This is a genomic window from Pseudozobellia thermophila, assembly GCF_900141855.1.
Taxonomy (GTDB): domain Bacteria; phylum Bacteroidota; class Bacteroidia; order Flavobacteriales; family Flavobacteriaceae; genus Pseudozobellia; species Pseudozobellia thermophila.
Genome location: NZ_FQYU01000004.1, coordinates 144,188 through 161,321 on the forward strand (window position 1 = coordinate 144,188; position 17,134 = coordinate 161,321).

Consider the following 17,134-nt stretch of genomic DNA (forward strand, 5'->3'; position numbering starts at 1 on the left):
TCAATTATGGGAAGTAAAATCATCGTTTAACCTTAAAAAAACAAAAACTTTAAAGGTATAGGACGTCTAGGGAAGACGTTTAAAATTTCCACCATTTTTTCTGGGTCTTTCCATATCCGTATCCATATTTTCCACCATATCCCAAATTTGAAGCTTCCACATCGTTGACGATAAAGGACAAGCCTTTTATTTTGCCCTCTTCCTGCAATTTTATGGGGTATTCGACCGCCTTGGTTTCGGTTACACCCGCCCTGGTCACATATAGCAAATGGTCTGCATATTCGCTAATGAGCAAGGTATCTGTCACCACCATCAATGGGGCCGTATCGACAATTACGTAATCATAGTCCTTACCCACCTCATCCAAAAGGTCCTTGATACGGGAACTCATAAGGAGTTCTGCCGGGTTGGGCGGTATTCTACCGGAGTAGATGACATCGATCGTATTTTGATGCACCAACATGGGATTGACGATATCCTTTATCTCAATGGTATTGTCGTACAAATATTCGGTAAGGCCCGCATCCTTATTCCTGCTGGGTTTGGTCATTTTATCGATATCCCCACCGGTAAAGAAGGTATACAACTTGGGGTTTCGGATATCCGCACCAATCAGGATCACCTTTTTGTTGGCGCTGGCAGCGATCATCGCGAGGTTGGTCGAAAGAAAGGTTTTTCCCTCCCCCGGCACACTCGAGGTCACAAAAATGATGTTTCCCCTGCCTGCCTTCGAGGCCTTGGTTTTAATAAGATAGTCTAAATTGGTCCGTATGATACGCAGGGATTCCGCCAGAACCGATCGGTCTTCCTTGACGACCAATTTTTCATCCTTTTTACCCAGGCGCGGCAACTCTCCCAGTATGGGAATATTTTCAGCTATTTTTTCCAAGGTATGCATATTGTGAACCTTGCTGTCCAACAATTCCTTGGCATAAATAATACTGAACGGAACGAATAGACCCAAAATAAAGGAAGCCAAGTAAATGATGGACTTTTTAGGGGAAACCGGAGATTTACTCGGACTATAGGCCTTATCGATCACTTTTGACTTAGGGGAACTCGAAGCTGCGCTGATCTGTGCTTCCTCCCTTTTTTGCAGCAAATAGAGGTATAACGACTCCGTTGTTTGCTGTTGCCGGGTTATATCCCTCAATGCCCGCTCCTTTGCCGGTGAGGAATAAATTTTGGAATTGAACCTAGCCTGTTGCCCACTCAAGGAATTTACGGTAAGCCCAAGGTTGTTTATAGTGGTGCTAACACTTGACTGAAGGCTACTTTTTAGGCCCGCTATCTGTTGGTCTAGGTTGACGATTACCGGGTTTTTCTCGTTGGAGCTCTTCAATAATCTTTTTCGTTCCAAAACCAGCTGGTTGTAGCGGTCGGTAATGCTTGCAATCGACGGGTCGGCCAAAATATTGGTGGGCAGTGGTTCATAGCTGCCTTGCTGTTCGATAAGCTGCTGCATCGAGGCCGCCATGTTCAATTGATTCCTGGCATTGGCCAGTTCTTGTTGGTTGGCCACCCCAACGTTTAGGTTAACACTGGTTTCCGCCGCGATATCGGTGACCCCTTCCTCGGTTTTAAAATCCTGGGCCGTCTGATCGACCGACGACAGGTCGGTGGCTATATCGGCAATCCGTTCATTGATGAAATTGGATGTACGATCGGCAATGATCTGCTTGTCCTCTATGGCATTTTGATTATAAATTCGCACCAAAGAATTGAGGATGTCCATCGCCTTGTCCCTAATAGGGTCCTCCAAGGTTATGGTCACAATATTGGAAAACTCCCCCGGATTGGCAACTACGACCCGGGCCCTATAGCCTTGGGCCACATCTTCGATCGGCTTTACCGAAACCCTCAGCCTTTTGTCCTTATAATTTTCAAAAACCCCGACATTCGGGGTGATGACAATATCGCCGATAGGTGTCGAAATGTTTTTACCAAAAGCGTATATTTTGACAGGCTTGTCCTCCTCTTCGGTATAGCCGAAAGTCGTATCGGAAGAAATGGTTATAAAAAAGTTCAAATTGGCCCGATTCAAGACGGAGTCGGGAGCAATAAAACTCAAATTGACGGGAGGGTTCTTATACAGCTCCGTCTCCTTGATGTTACCCTGGACCATAATTTGGGTATTCAAATTGAGCTCTTTGACCACCTCGATAAAATTAGATCGCGAGTTGATAATATGTAACTCATCCTCCACCTTGTTTTTTCCTCCCCCAAGAATGGGAATATCCTGAAAGACATCGAGTTCGGAGCCCGAGGTCTTGTCCTCCAAGATTTGAATTTGAGTTTGCACCGCGTATTTAGGAGTGGCATACCTGATATACACGTAGGCTATGGCCAGTGCCAATAGTACGGATAGCACAAACCATTTGGCATGGGCCGTATAGGTATTCAGTACTTCCTTTACATCGAAGGAGGTATTCGACATGGGGTTTTGGCTATTCAAACTCATCTTACGCTTTTAGGATATATACTACTTTCAAATTAATTGGACCTAGTAATAATGAGTACCGTAGAAGTAATCAATAACGAAGCTATAGATACATATAGCGAAGCCCTATTGTCCAAAGTGGACGTCTTAATGGCCGAATTGTTGGGTTCAACGTACACCACGTCGTTTTGGGTGAGATAGTATACCGGAGAGCTCAAGGCCTCCTTGTTCGTCAAATCGATCCGGGTATATACTTTGGTCCCGTCAAAATCGCGTATGACCATGACGTTCTCCCTTCTTCCCTTTATGGTAAGGTCGCCCGCAAGGCCCAAGGCTTCCAAAACAGTAATGCGTTCCCCTTCCACAGGGTAGGTACCCGGCCTATTGACCTCACCCAATACGGTAACACTGAAATTACGCAATCGAATGTTGATGATGGGGTCTTTTAAATAATCGGACAGTTTTTCGCGCAACAAGACCCTTACCTCTTCAGAGGAAAGTCCAGCAATCTTTATCTTACCGATGACGGGAAAATCGATTTCCCCCTCTTTATCGATCAAGTAATCGACCTGTTCCGCCCGTATTCCACCTTCCGATGCCCCCCTAAAAAGGTTAAAGGGAGCACTTGCCTCATTGTCCAATGTAGAAACGTGTATGCTCACCAAATCATCTACCTTGAACTTGGGGGTAAAACTGTTCTTGTCGACCAAGGTTTCAAATTCACCGGTGTTTTGAAAATACACCACTTCCTTGCGCGACGCGCAGGAAGACAGAATTAAAATGGTCAAGGAAAAGAGATAAAAATAGCGGTCTTGAAAGAAACGTTTTACTTGTGACATCGATGTTTAATTTTGTTGCAATGATAGTGAAAAAAGATTATAGTACTTTTTTTAAAGGAGGGGTTTTGGTTCTTTTTTCCTTCTTTTTGTCCAATACACAAAGTTCGGAATTGTTGGAAATAAATTCCGGTACGATCTCCTTCATCAACTCGACCGTACTGCCATTAAAGAACATATTGGAAACGCAAAGTTCGTCTATCTTCGACCTTACCATGGTATAATCCAATTCCCTGCTCTTGCTGATCATGATCTTTTTGTGATAGGTCGGCAAGGTGTTTTCGCCGTTTGCCAAAAGCTCTTCGTACAGCTTTTCCCCAGGCCGTAGTCCCGTAATCTTTATATCGATGTCTTCGGGATACCTAAGTCCTGAAAGTTTGATCATATTTTTGGCCAGGTCGAATATTCTTACCGATTCCCCCATATCGAAGATAAATATCTCACCGCCATCACCCATGGCACCGGCTTCCAAAACGAGTTGGGAGGCTTCCGGAATCGTCATAAAATACCGCGTCACCTCTTTGTGGGTTACGGTCAACGGCCCTCCTTTTTCAATCTGTTTCTTGAACAAGGGAATCACAGAGCCATTGGATCCCAATACATTACCAAACCGAGTGGTAATAAACTTGGTCTTGCCCTGCTGTTGCATACAACTCACGTACATCTCGGCAATACGCTTGGTCGCGCCCATCACATTGGTCGGGTTGACCGCCTTGTCGGTAGATATAAATATAAACTTATCTACGTTGTGGCTCATCGACAGGTCGGCAACGACCTTGGTCCCTGCCACATTGATTTTTATGGCCTCGTACGAATTGTACTCCATTAGGGGCACATGCTTGTAGGCCGCGGCATGAAACACGATGTTCGGCTTATACTCCTGAAACAGGTTGTTCAATCGGTTCTTATCGCGAACGTCGCCAACGATGGGCACAAAATTGTGATAGCCGTTTTGTTTGAGTTCTTGCTGCAAATCGTATAGGGCAGACTCCGATTGGTCGATAATAATCAACGATTTGTAATCGTAGGTACATACTTGCCGAACGATTTCACTACCTATTGAACCGGCACCCCCGGTGACCAAAATCACCTTGTTCTTGACCTCAGCGGAAATCTTGGAGTTTTTGATGTTTATGGGGGCCCTATCAAGCAGGTCCTCGATTTGGATCTGTTTGATCTGGGAAACCTTAAGCTCGCCGTTTATCCACTGTTCAACTGGAGGCACGATCTTAACCTGGACAGGAAAATCGACCAGTCCTTCAACAAGCAGTTTCAAATCTTTGGAGTCAATATTCTGAATGGAGAAAATAACCTCGGATATATTGTTTTTAACAAAAAACTCCCTGGTCAATACATCCTTGTGAAAAACCTTGACCCCGTTGATTTGCTTGCCTACCTTTTTGATATCATCATCAACGTACCCCACTACCCGTACCCGGCTCTTCGTATGGTTGACCAAGGCATTTTGGGTTAAAATACCCGACTCACCGGCGCCATAGATCAATACGTTTTTATTGACCTTAAAATCACGCGCCATAAAATTATTGTACAAGGCCTTAAAGACATATCGCGAGCCGGTCAAGGCCACAAAACTCAAAAGGCTGTGTATGATAATAATACCCAATGGAACCGTGAAATTTTCAAACATGCCCAGCTCCCGATTAAAAAGAACCATCGATATAAGTAAAATACTAGAGAGGCATATGGCGTTGAAGATATTGTAAACATCCCTGACCCCCGTGTGCCGTACCACTCCCTTATGGGAGCCTGTAAACACAAAGGATACAATTGAAATTAAGGCAATTATCGGCAATTGGACGAAAAGCTTGTCAATATCAAAATCAAGCGTCAGGTTAAACCGGATGATGTACGAGAGTACGAAGGAGACCGAGATCAAACACACATCGATAACTAGTACGAGCCATTTAGAGGCATACCGATGCGCATTGTTTACTAAGTAATCTTTTATCATGGTACTATATTTTGGTTCGAATAATACTTGCGATCCTTTCCAAATCGCTTGTTTCCAGGTTGGATCCACTCGGCAGACAAAGTCCGCGCCGGAAGAGATCTTCGGAAGTCCCGTCACTAAAATGCATGCTTCCCTTAAAAACGGGTTGTAGGTGCATGGGTTTCCACAAGGGCCTTGATTCTATATTTTCTTCCTGAAGTGCCAAGCGAACCCGCTCCCTTTTTTCATACGAGGGAGTAAGCACGCAGCTCAACCACCGGTTGGAAAAATACCCCTTCGGCTCGGCAAGAAATTCAAGTTCCTGTACATCGCCCAACCGGTCAATATAAAACTCGTGATTTGCCCTTCGTGCCGCTACCCTATCGTCCAACACTTCCATTTGCCCCCTGCCTATCCCGGCGAGCACATTGCTCATCCTGTAGTTATAGCCTACCTTTGAATGCTGATAATGAGGGGCTTCATCGCGGGCCTGGGTCGCAAGGAAAACGGCTTTTTTCTTCACATCTTCACTACGTGTCACCAAGGCCCCGCCTCCCGAGGTGGTGATGATCTTATTGCCATTAAATGAAAAAATACCGATCTCACCAAAGCTACCGCACTTTACCGATCTGTAACTACTGCCCAGGGCTTCGGCGCTATCTTCCACGACGGGAATATCATATGTTTTCGAGATTCTCGTAATCTCCTCAACATTATAGGGCATGCCATAGAGGTGGACGGCTATAATGGCCTTGGGCTTCTTGCCTTGGTCCATGCGATTTATAATCGCCTCCTCCAACAATTTGGGCGACATATTCCAAGTACTGCGTTCGCTATCGATAAAAATAGGCTTGGCCCCTAGGTAAAGTATGGGATTTGCTGAGGCCGAAAAAGTAAAGCTCTGGCACAACACCTCATCGCCATGTGAAACCCCCAATAACTCCAGGGCCAAATGTATGGCGGCGGTACCCGAACTAAGGGCGGCAACAAAGACATCTTGGTCTACGTATTTGACCAAGGCCTCTTCAAAGGCATTTACATTGGGGCCCAGGGGAGCCACCCAGTTGGTATCGAAGGCCTCTTGTACATATTTCTGTTCAGTGCCCCCCATATGCGGGGAAGACAACCAAATCTTATTTTGGGTAATGGTCTTCACTAGCTGTTGGTTTTGTTCATTATATCTTCGGGGAATGTCCTAATATCAATATACACAAATCACGCAATAGAACTTCTGAATATCAGGACGGTAAAACTAAAGTTTATATCTATACTTTTTGGATATCTTGGTCGAATGCGATGAAAAAATCGGTTAGCCGCATATTTGGTTAACCATTTGTCCCACGTACCGACCTTATATACGATTTAAATGGCCAAAAGGTTTAAAGCATTCCATGGGAAGTAAGGATTGGCACACTTTTCAAGTATAAATCAAGACCTTGGACCTTAAATAAAGTTCCGGACCCCATTTCGCGGACACCGATGGCTAAACTTTATTGTATTCCGTAAAATCCTTATGTTCCTTTTTGTACAATTCTTCTTCCGGCAACCCCTTAAAATACTCGTATGTTTTCTTCATACCCTCGGCGCGGGACACTTTTGGTTCCCAGCCCAAAATCTCCTTTGCCTTGGTTATATCGGGCTGTCTTTGCATGGGATCGTCCTTGGGAAGGGGCTTGTAAATAATCTTCTGATCGGTTCCCGTTAATTTCACGATTTCCTCCGCAAAATCCTTAATGGTTATTTCGTGTGGATTCCCAATATTCACGGGCAGATCGTAATCGCTGAGCAACAACCTGTATATACCTTCTATCTCATCGTCAACATAACAGAACGACCGGGTCTGGCTCCCATCCCCAAACACGGTTAGGTCTTCCCCCCGAAGGGCCTGTCCAATAAAAGCAGGTATCACCCTTCCGTCGTTTAAGCGCATCCGCGGGCCATAGGTATTAAAAATACGCACAATGCGGGTCTCCAAACCGTGAAAGCGGTTATAGGCCATGGTAATGGATTCCATAAACCTTTTGGCCTCATCGTATACCCCACGGGGGCCTATCGTGTTCACATTTCCGTAATACTCCTCGGTCTGTGGGTGCACCAAGGGGTCCCCATAGATCTCCGATGTGGAAGCTATCAAGATTCTCGCCTTCTTGACCTTGGCCAAGCCCAACAAATTATGGGTACCCAAGGCCCCCACCTTTAGCGTTTGAATGGGAATCTTCAGGTAGTCGATCGGACTGGCCGGCGAAGCAAAATGAAGAATATAGTCCAATTGTCCAGGCACACTCACGAACTTGGTCACATCGTGGTTGTAAAACTCAAAATTTTTAAGCTTGAACAAATGCTGGATGTTTCGCAAATCTCCCGTAATCAGGTTGTCCATGCCAATAACATGAAAGTCTTCCTTAATAAAACGATCGCATAAATGAGACCCCAAAAAACCTGCGGCACCCGTAATAAGTATTTTCTTCATCTAACCGGTTAACTAGTTTAAATTTAATTCGATATGGCTACGCCCTGAATGTGAGGAACACCGAACGCAAGAAACACGAAGATAAATACTCTATTCCTAAAAGAGGCTACATCCACACAAAAAACCTACCAACTATACATTATTTTAGACCAGTTGAAAAAAACATGCTATTTTCCCGCCCCAAAGAATTATAAAAATTGAAAAACCCGACCTAGTCGTCAATCATCAATAATGGCAACATGCAAAACATGCGACAACCGTTATTTTCAAGGCCCTTTTTACCGTTTGTCCCAAATAAGCCTTTTTAAACGGTAAATAGTAGGTTTTTTTTAACGGTTTTAGTAATCTTTGCAGCCGAACAAATGAATTATACCATGAAAAAAGTAAATAAAATATGCTGCATAGGTGCAGGATATGTAGGTGGACCCACCATGTCGGTCATCGCTAGCCAATGCCCTGAAATTACGGTTACCGTAGTCGATATCAACCAAGCTAGGATCGATCAGTGGAACGATACCGACTTGGACAACCTACCCGTTTACGAACCTGGTCTAAAAGAAATTGTGGAAAAGACACGGGGAAAGAACCTCTTTTTCTCGACCGAGGTCGACAAGGCCATCGATGAGGCCGAGATCATCTTCATTTCGGTGAACACCCCTACCAAGACCTATGGCAAGGGAAAAGGCCAGGCGGCGGATTTGAAGTATGTCGAGCTCTGCGCCCGAAATATAGCCCGGGTGGCAAAAACGGATAAGATCGTCGTGGAAAAATCGACCTTACCGGTCAGAACCGCCAGCGCCATAAAAAGCATACTCGAAAATACCGGGAACGGCGTCAACTTTGAAATACTCTCCAACCCCGAGTTTTTGGCCGAAGGTACCGCCATTGACGACCTCCTTAAGGCGGACCGCGTATTGATTGGTGGTGACGATACCCCAAGCGGACAGGAAGCCAAGGACACCTTGAGTGCGATTTACGAGCACTGGTTGCCAAAAGAACGCATTCTTCAAACCAATGTATGGTCGTCAGAGCTCTCAAAATTGGTCGCCAATGCCTTTTTGGCCCAGAGGGTCTCTTCCATCAATGCCATTTCGGCATTGTGCGAGCGAACGGACGCCAACGTAGCCGAGGTATCGCGCGCCATAGGAACCGACAGTAGGATCGGAGCGAAATTCCTTAATGCATCCGTCGGTTTCGGCGGCTCCTGTTTTCAGAAGGACATCCTCAACCTCGTATATATATCGCGAAGTTTCGGACTCACCGAAGTGGCCGATTACTGGGAACAGGTCATCATCATGAACGACTACCAAAAACGCAGGTTCGCCGAGAACATCATTTCCACACTTTACAATACCGTTTCCGGAAAGAAAATCGTTTTCTTTGGCTGGGCCTTTAAAAAGGACACGAACGATACCCGGGAGTCTGCCGCCATCAATGTTGCCGATGCCCTATTGGAGGAAAAAGCGGAAATAGTGGTCTACGACCCCAAGGTATCGGAAAAACAGATTTATGCCGATCTGGATTACTTGGATACCCGCAGCCCCGAAGAGAACCGAGAACTTCTTACGGTGGTTAAGGATCCCATGGAGGCCGTTCAAGACGCCCATGCCATAGCCATACTTACCGAGTGGGACGAATTCAAGACCTATTCGTGGGAAAGCATCTTCGAAAAGATGTTGAAACCGGCCTTTGTTTTTGACGGTAGGCGCCTGTTGTCAAAGGAAAAAATGGAGGAAATCGGCTTTCAATACTACAAAATAGGCCAATCATGAAAATTCTGGTCACGGGAGCGGCAGGCTTTATAGGATACCACCTTTGCGAGAAGCTCATTGAACAAGGCCATGACGTAATCGGTCTGGACAACATCAACGACTATTACGACGTCGACCTAAAATTTGGTCGCCTGCGCCAATTGGGCATCGTCCGTAACGAAGCGGAAAGCTTTAACCAAAAATGTGTTAGCGCGACCCATGGTGACCAATTTTCATTTGTTCGGATGAATTTGGAGGACAGGGAAGCCCTGCCCCGACTTTTTGAGGAAGAAAAAATAACAAAGGTTTGTAACCTGGCCGCCCAGGCGGGGGTCCGCTACAGTATCGAAAACCCCGAGGCCTATATCGACAGCAACATCGTCGGCTACCTCAATTTACTGGAATGTTGCCGGCACCATAAGATCGAGCACTTGGTATACGCAAGCAGCTCAAGCGTCTATGGCTTGAACGAAAAAATCCCCTTTTCGACCTCCGATAGTGTAGACCACCCCATAAGCCTTTATGCCGCCAGCAAAAAAAGCAATGAGCTGATGGCCCACACCTATAGCCACCTGTTCGGTTTTGCGACCACGGGCCTAAGGTTCTTTACGGTCTACGGCCCTTGGGGAAGGCCCGACATGGCCCTCTTCCTGTTCACCGAGGCCATTGCCAAGGGCCAACCGATCAAGGTTTTCAACCACGGCAAGATGGAGCGGGACTTTACCTATGTCGACGATATCGTAGAAGGGGTCGTACGTGTACTAACCACATCGACCCAAGACCGTGATCGCTACAAGATCTATAACATTGGCAACAACAATGCCGTAAAGCTGACCGATTTTATAGAGGCCATTGAAGAAAGTATGGGCCAAAAGGCGGAAAAAGTAATGATGCCCATGCAACCTGGGGATGTGGAACGCACTTGGGCCGATGTCGACGATCTGATCCGCGATTACGGCTACCGCCCCAACACTTCGGTAAAGAAAGGAGTGCAAAAATTCATTGAATGGTATAAAGATTATCGAAAATAGTTTTTAACCAAAAACAGAAATTATTTGTTGACATCCGGCAAACAACCAAAGTTCACCATTGTTTGATTTGCCAAGATAAATAGAAGATTCAATTCATTTGTTCGGAACTTCAACTGCTTGCATATATAATTTTTCATATTTTCGCACAAATGAATTTGGTGCATCTAAATCAAACTCAGAAGAAATCCTACTTTTTGCTTTCTCACCCATCTTCACAAGTTTCATTGGACCAAGTTCTATAAGTTTTTTAAAAGCTAGCATTAAAGCTTCGGTGTCTCTAGGGGGTACTACAATCCCTGTACTTCCTACGATAAATTTTGAATCCCCTACATCAGTGACCACACATGACACCCCACATGCCATTGCCTCACCTATAACATTCGGAAAAGATTCTCCATAAGCAGAAGAACTAACATATATATCAATTGAATTAAAAAACTTTGGCACGTAATGAATTTCTCCCAATAAATGAATTTTATCTGCAATTCCATGTTTTTTAATAAAAGAGGTCAACTCATAATTATTGTAGTCAACATTTGGACCCGCTAGGACAAAATACACATTCGGATATTTACCAATCACTTTGGCCGCTGCACTCAGCAAACCTAAATGGTCTTTCATCGGGTGAAATCGAGCCAATGAACCTATTAATATTGCATCCTCAGAAATACTCCATGAATTTCTTAAACCTCTTAATCGGTTACTCTCTTCCCTAAATAAAGTGAGGTCAAAATTATCATTAATAGCCAATGAATTAACAGACTTATAACCTATTTGTAAGTGCTGAAACTTCCCTGTTTTTGCTGAAAATATCACCTTATCAGGTTTTTTGGACAACAATGCAGTTAACTTAATCAACAAAGCCAAACTTATTTTCTCATTTTTCAATGAATTTATTGAATGATGTATACTCCACAGGACTGGAACCTTCTTATCCCATAATAATTTTCCAAATAAAGCTATAAAATTGGCATGATACATCCATCCTTGAATAATATTCGGTTTTATAATATCCAAATACTTTTTTAATCTAAAAAGCACAAATGGATTAGGGACCCCTTGAACCATATCCAAAGAAAAAACCGGAATCCCTAAATCTTTTATTCTATTTTCAAAGACCCCCCCAGGTATAAGACTTACTACATAGGGAGAAAAGGTAGTGCAATCTAAACGTGTCAAAAATTTAAACAACATCATTTCGGCACCTCCAGTGCCAAGACCGGTAATTAAAAACACAATTCTAATTTTATTAGAATTCATACCTCCTAATTCAAATGACCCTCTCCTTTTTGCTGTTTTTCTAAATTCATTAAATTTTAGAATTGTATTTACGATAACACCAACACAATATACTAAACCCCGGTTAAACTTTAATTTAACACACTAAAAAACTTTAAGCACTTAAAAACCAAGACACTCCGACCTTTAAGAGTGCTAGTAATTTTATCGAATATCAGTTACCGTTGAAAATTAAATTTTCATTTGAATAGAACCTATTGTTATATAAGGCTTTTTTGTTGTTGGGTCTATGCGGATACTGCCATAGGGTCTCCAGAAAAGCATCCAAAACATCATACTTATCTAGTTGATAGTGGGCATCTTTATCATTATTTAATAATTCCAACATGATATCTCCCGACTCCTTATCCCCCCTTATCGTCCAGTTGATAACAGGATTGTGAACCTCAAAATCCGCTATTTCCACCGGTAATTTTGCGGGGGGCACATCAAACAAACCTATCTCGGCGTCCACATAAAAGGCAAGTATAAGCGACCGCAAAGACCAAAGGCAACTACCCGCACCGGAATAGCCGTTCAAGATACTTAAATCCTCCTGATAAAAACCTTGGGTAACCTTCCCCCCTTCCAAGGCATCGTTTTCAATAAAGTGGGCCCATGTCGTCTCAAGGGCCCTTAACGCCTCTCCCTCTGACAACACCTCACCGTTAATCAAGGAAGCGGCAACAAGGGGTGAGGGTACCGCCATACGATAACAAACACTGCGCCCCATCATGGGGAAACCTTCGGGACCAAAAAAGTGTTTAAAAAAATCAGAAAAATCCGCGTTGGCCTCACAAATAAATTCCGAATGGAAACCGGGGTGCATTTGATTGAGCCAAAACAAACAATAATGTATTGCCCAGGCATTGTAATAATCCGGGGGAGCTTCCCCATCTTTAAACCATCCATCCCCCAAATAATCTTGCTCAATATATCGCCCAAACTTTTTATTGGCAGCCGTCACAGCTCGATTGTCGGCCATACCCAGTGCCTCAAGGGATTTGATGACCATAACTGGAAATAGATTCCAATTATTATCGCCATGTTTTCGGCTTTCGACCTGTATCAACCAATCGTAAATTTGTTTTTTTTCCTGAGTACTAAATTGATCCCAAATATATTCCCTTGACACCCAAAGTCCCAAGGCAACATCCGCTGCCTCTGCCATTTTTTGATCCCGGTCTTTTATGACTCCCCAATATTCCTTAGAACTAGGATTCGTCCCACTTAAAAGAGCGGTCTTCATGATTTCCGAAACATTGATTGATTGCTCATCTATTTGAACAGAAGTACTTGGGGCATTGTGTATATAAGAACATGCCAGGGGAAAAAATCGCGCAAAGCCCTCCAAGGCATTGATGGCCTGGCCACCACCACTGAACTCTCCCGGGTAATACACCAAGGCCCCTTCCTTTGACCTATATTTTAAATACCCCCGTAAGAAATATTGAAACAACCCATTAAAACGCTCCCTTGAAGAGTACGAAACGGTGTCGAGAAAAGCAGTTTTAATTCCCTGATCATAGACCTGGGCATTTTCAAAGACCGGGACGGTGTTTTCCCAATTTTCGACCCGCACCCTATCCAGTCTCCATACATACACAGACACTCCTAATAGGCCTATGCCTAGCACCAATCCTATAAAAACACTCTTTCTCCTCATCTTATGTTATCAAATTCCAAAATTAGCAAATACTAAGCCTACAACAGAACAAATTCCAAATGGAATAAAGGCTCTTGATTTACAAGGGCATCAAAAAACCCCTGTCCCCAAAATACTTTCTTAACAAATTCCTATATCCCTTTAATGGCCGGCACAATGTAACCCCTACCCTAAAAACAACTGACCGAAACGTAGGATTCCAATGGTGGCACCCTTTGTATACATTAAAGCATACTCCCCCATCAATTACTTAAACGGAAGTGGTAAAAAGTACCGGACACAAAGATTAATTGACCATCTCCATTGTTTTTGATTGAATTTTCCCTCAAAAAATCCTTAACTAAAAAAATTTAACATTTTATTTACTTGCTTACTTTTAACGGGATTAAGGCCACCCAACCTGGGCAATAACATGTAATTCATCGATTATTTTGTTAAAACAAAGTTAAAAAATATACCTGCGCCATCCGCCCACCCCCTCTTATGCGTAAATCCTCTTTTACTTCAAAAGCTTCTAAATTCAAGCAGATAGGAGGGCATCAAAAGAAAAGGCAAAAAAAATTTTGCCAGTCGAATTAACTATCTATTTTTGCGCAGATTACCGTTTATCGATAAAAAGCACATTTCATCGACGCAACACGGTAAAGTATCAAAAAACAGTTAACACATTTTCCTAACCTATGAACTTTTACCCCACAAAAGTCAAAAGGTCCTTTTTGGCCTCTGTATTTCTATTTCTTGTATTGATTTTTTCTTGCACAAAAGACAGCGACTTGTTAAAAGAAGCGGTTTTAGACCCCAATGCACAACCCATCGCCCAAACCCCATCGGATACAGATGAGGAGGAAGCCGAAGAATCGGTGAAGGAAGATTCGCCAGAAGAGGAAAACGGGGAAGAATTGACGGAGGAAGAGACCAAAAAAGTCCCTACCGAAATACGAACCACGGTCTTTGCCCCTGTACAGGATGCCTATTTACAGGATGGCAAGGGGTACAACAACGAGCTAATTCGACTGGAAGAAAACCATAGGGACAGTTATTTAATGTTCGACCTAAGCCAAATCGATTCTATCGGGGGCACCCTTGAAGAAAGTCGGTTAGAATTCACCATAACTACCGACGACGGAGACGGAAACACACTGGTATACAAAGGAAATACCTCTTCTTGGACTGAAGACAACCTTACGGAAGCTACCGCTCCCCGGATAGATTCCCTTCTCGGAACAACCTCCGATGACTATCGTGTAGGGCAGACCAAGGAAATCGATTTACAAAAAGACCGCTTAAACAGGGGACTTATAACCTTGGTCTTAAAACATAAGGATGGGGATGATTTTGCCTTTGCCTCAAAAGAACACCCCACCCAACGAGGGCCTAGGTTAGTAGTTACATATAAAGCCCCGCAAGATGCCGAAGCCATAGTTGGAGAGACGGTGGAAGAAACGAACGAAACCCCTGAAGAGGATGCCTCCGGGGAGGACACCATGGAAGAAGATGTACCCGGCGAGGAAGCTACCGAAGAAGAAGAAGAAGAAGAAGAAGAAAGCTCCGATGAGGGAACGAAGACATCAGAGGACAACGAAGATGAGGCCCAAACCCCTGCCGATCCGGGCAAGAACGAAAACCAGGCTCCTATCTCAAAAATTTCGGCCAACAAGGTGGAAGGGGAAATTCCACTGGAAATCAAGTTTAACGGTGGCAACTCCTCCGACGATAAGGAGATAACCGCTTATTCATGGGATTTTAAAGACGGCAACAAGGCGACAACGGTCAGCCCAAGCCATACTTTTACCGAAGAGGGCAGTTATGAAGTATCCCTTACCGTTACGGACGAAGAAGGACTAAAGAGTACTTCTACCCTAAGCATTACAGCTACAGAAGCCAAAAACGAGGCCCCGACGGCGGTCATTTCAGGAGGCCCTTTTGAGGGCTATGCTCCGCTTAAGGTAGAATTCAAGGCCTGGAATTCCAAAGACGATACTGAGATTGTAAGTTATTCCTGGAACTTTAAAGACGGCTCTACAACCAGCACCAAAAACCCCGACCACACCTTTAACGATACCGGTTCTTATGACGTGGAGCTTACAGTTAAGGATGAAGAGGGGCTCTCCCATACGGTAAAACAAATTGTAAAAGTTACCGAAGCTCCGACAAGCGACAGCGGTAGTGGTTCCAGTGGCGGAGGAAGTAGTGGTGGTGGAAGCAATGAAAATGGGGGTTCCGGAAGTAACGATGAAGAAGAAGACAATGACAATGTCGATACCTCGGGAGGCTTTTCTGAATTAAAGGCCTTCCCTACGGCAGAAGGTTTTGGTAAAAACGCCACCGGGGGACGGGGCGGTATAGTGGTAGAAGTGACCAACTTAAACGACTCAGGACCTGGTAGCCTACGATATGCCTTAGAGGAAATAAGAGAGCCCAGAACAATCGTCTTTAAGGTAGGTGGTACCATTAACGCCAAATCCAACCTGCCTATTTATGCCGGCAGGGGAAATGTTACCATCGCTGGGCAAACGGCTCCTGGCGGAGGCATTCTAATAAGAAATGGATCCTTGAGTATTCAAGCCGACAATGTTATCGTAAGGCATTTAAGGTTTAGAATGGATTCAAGCGCCAATCCTCAAGACGGGCACAATATGGATGGAATAAGAATCAGGTCCAGCAATCCGTCGGTTAAAATAAAGGATATAATAATCGATCATTGCTCCGTTTCTTGGGCACTGGACGAGAACATCTCCACCGTAATTGCTGAAAATGTAACCGTCCAAAATTGTGTTTTCGGAGAAAGTATTAGAGCCATGTTGATATCAAGATCAAAAAATATCTCAATCCTTAACAATTTGTTTGTATTAAACAATAGTAGAAGTGTCATGGCCGGGGCCGTTGAACATAAAGATTTAACGTTTGAACAGATCAACAACATTGTATACGGTTTTAAATGGGCCACATCAGGTACTGATGGGATGTCATTTAACGTAATTGCCAACACATATAAACTGTCAAACGATTTCCAAACCTCGACGAACTACCCTATAACCCTGACCCCTCCAGCTCCAGAAAGTGCCAGCACTAATAAAATAGAAACTACACATGCTTATCTAAAAGATAATATTATGGATTCTCGGCTAAAAAATATGTATAGAGCCGAACTTGAGCCCTACTTATTCTCATATCCAAAAAACAAATCATCCTATATAGCTACTAGTGCAAGTCAACTTGACAGTAAATTGCTTTCTCATGTAGGAGCAAGCGTACCGAAGAGGGATGCAGTTGACAATCGACTAATCAACCACTATAAGAATATGAGCGGTACATTGAAAAATAGTGGTTCTTTCCCAAGTATTAGTAGCGGCGCAGCTTATAAGGATAGTGATAAGGACGGTATGGCCGACGATTGGGAAAAAACCCATGGCCTGGACCCCAATGATAAAAAAGATGGAAACAAAGACCGTAATAACGACGGTTATACTAATCTTGAAGATTTCCTCTATTATTTAGCAAACAAATAATCCCATTCCCTCTAACAACTAACTCAAAGTCGATCGAACATAGATTCGGTCGGCTTTTAATTTTATTTATGACCGCATTGGCACTCATTTTCATGTCCGTTTAGAATATTCAAACTTATTTAAACAATGAATGCCTTAAAAATATCTCGACACAAAACTTAATATAGAAAAATGACCAAGCAACGGATAATTCCTACAATCC

General features: G+C 43.8%; 10 protein-coding genes. 3 read left to right on the plus strand and 7 right to left on the minus strand.

Going from position 1 to position 17,134, the window contains the following annotated elements:
- Positions 1-79: 79 nt before the first annotated feature.
- The 5 genes from BUB37_RS12505 to BUB37_RS12525 form a co-directional block, all read right to left on the minus strand.
- On the minus strand, positions 80-2,461 hold the full coding sequence (locus BUB37_RS12505; RefSeq protein ID WP_072994159.1) for a GumC family protein: 2,382 nt from the start codon (positions 2,459-2,461) through the stop codon (positions 80-82).
- 32 nt (positions 2,462-2,493) lie between these two features.
- Positions 2,494-3,279 carry a polysaccharide biosynthesis/export family protein gene (locus BUB37_RS12510; protein WP_072994160.1) on the minus strand — a complete coding sequence of 262 codons (786 nt, stop codon included), beginning with the start codon at positions 3,277-3,279 and terminating at the stop codon, positions 2,494-2,496.
- A gap of 37 nt (positions 3,280-3,316) precedes the next feature.
- On the minus strand, positions 3,317-5,248 hold the full coding sequence (locus BUB37_RS12515; protein ID WP_072994161.1) for a polysaccharide biosynthesis protein: 1,932 nt from the start codon (positions 5,246-5,248) through the stop codon (positions 3,317-3,319).
- A gap of 4 nt (positions 5,249-5,252) precedes the next feature.
- Positions 5,253-6,383: a DegT/DnrJ/EryC1/StrS family aminotransferase gene (locus tag BUB37_RS12520; RefSeq protein WP_397459880.1), complete on the minus strand. Its 1,131-nt coding sequence runs from the start codon at positions 6,381-6,383 to the stop codon at positions 5,253-5,255.
- A 327-nt stretch (positions 6,384-6,710) separates the two neighbouring features.
- On the minus strand, positions 6,711-7,697 hold the full coding sequence (locus BUB37_RS12525) for a UDP-glucuronic acid decarboxylase family protein (RefSeq protein WP_072994163.1): 987 nt from the start codon (positions 7,695-7,697) through the stop codon (positions 6,711-6,713).
- 374 nt (positions 7,698-8,071) lie between these two features.
- Between BUB37_RS12525 and BUB37_RS12530 the strand changes: the two genes are divergently transcribed.
- Positions 8,072-9,469, plus strand: coding sequence for a nucleotide sugar dehydrogenase (locus BUB37_RS12530; protein ID WP_072994295.1), 1,398 nt, complete (start codon positions 8,072-8,074; stop codon positions 9,467-9,469).
- Positions 9,466-10,479 carry an NAD-dependent epimerase gene (locus BUB37_RS12535; RefSeq protein ID WP_072994164.1) on the plus strand — a complete coding sequence of 338 codons (1,014 nt, stop codon included), beginning with the start codon at positions 9,466-9,468 and terminating at the stop codon, positions 10,477-10,479. The genes BUB37_RS12530 and BUB37_RS12535 overlap by 4 nt, the downstream gene beginning before the upstream one ends.
- Before the next feature lie 93 nt (positions 10,480-10,572).
- Here BUB37_RS12535 and BUB37_RS12540 read toward each other — a convergent pair whose 3' ends face one another.
- Both BUB37_RS12540 and BUB37_RS12545 read right to left on the minus strand, forming a co-directional pair.
- Positions 10,573-11,739, minus strand: a complete 1,167-nt coding sequence (locus BUB37_RS12540; protein ID WP_072994165.1) for a glycosyltransferase — start codon at positions 11,737-11,739, stop codon at positions 10,573-10,575.
- A gap of 193 nt (positions 11,740-11,932) precedes the next feature.
- On the minus strand, positions 11,933-13,423 hold the full coding sequence (locus BUB37_RS12545; RefSeq protein ID WP_072994166.1) for a DUF2264 domain-containing protein: 1,491 nt from the start codon (positions 13,421-13,423) through the stop codon (positions 11,933-11,935).
- Positions 13,424-14,196: 773 nt separating this feature from the next.
- Between BUB37_RS12545 and BUB37_RS12550 the strand changes: the two genes are divergently transcribed.
- The gene (locus BUB37_RS12550; RefSeq protein ID WP_170863166.1) at positions 14,197-16,932 is read left to right on the plus strand and encodes a PKD domain-containing protein; all 2,736 of its coding nucleotides are present in this window, start codon (positions 14,197-14,199) and stop codon (positions 16,930-16,932) included.
- Positions 16,933-17,134: the final 202 nt, after the last annotated feature.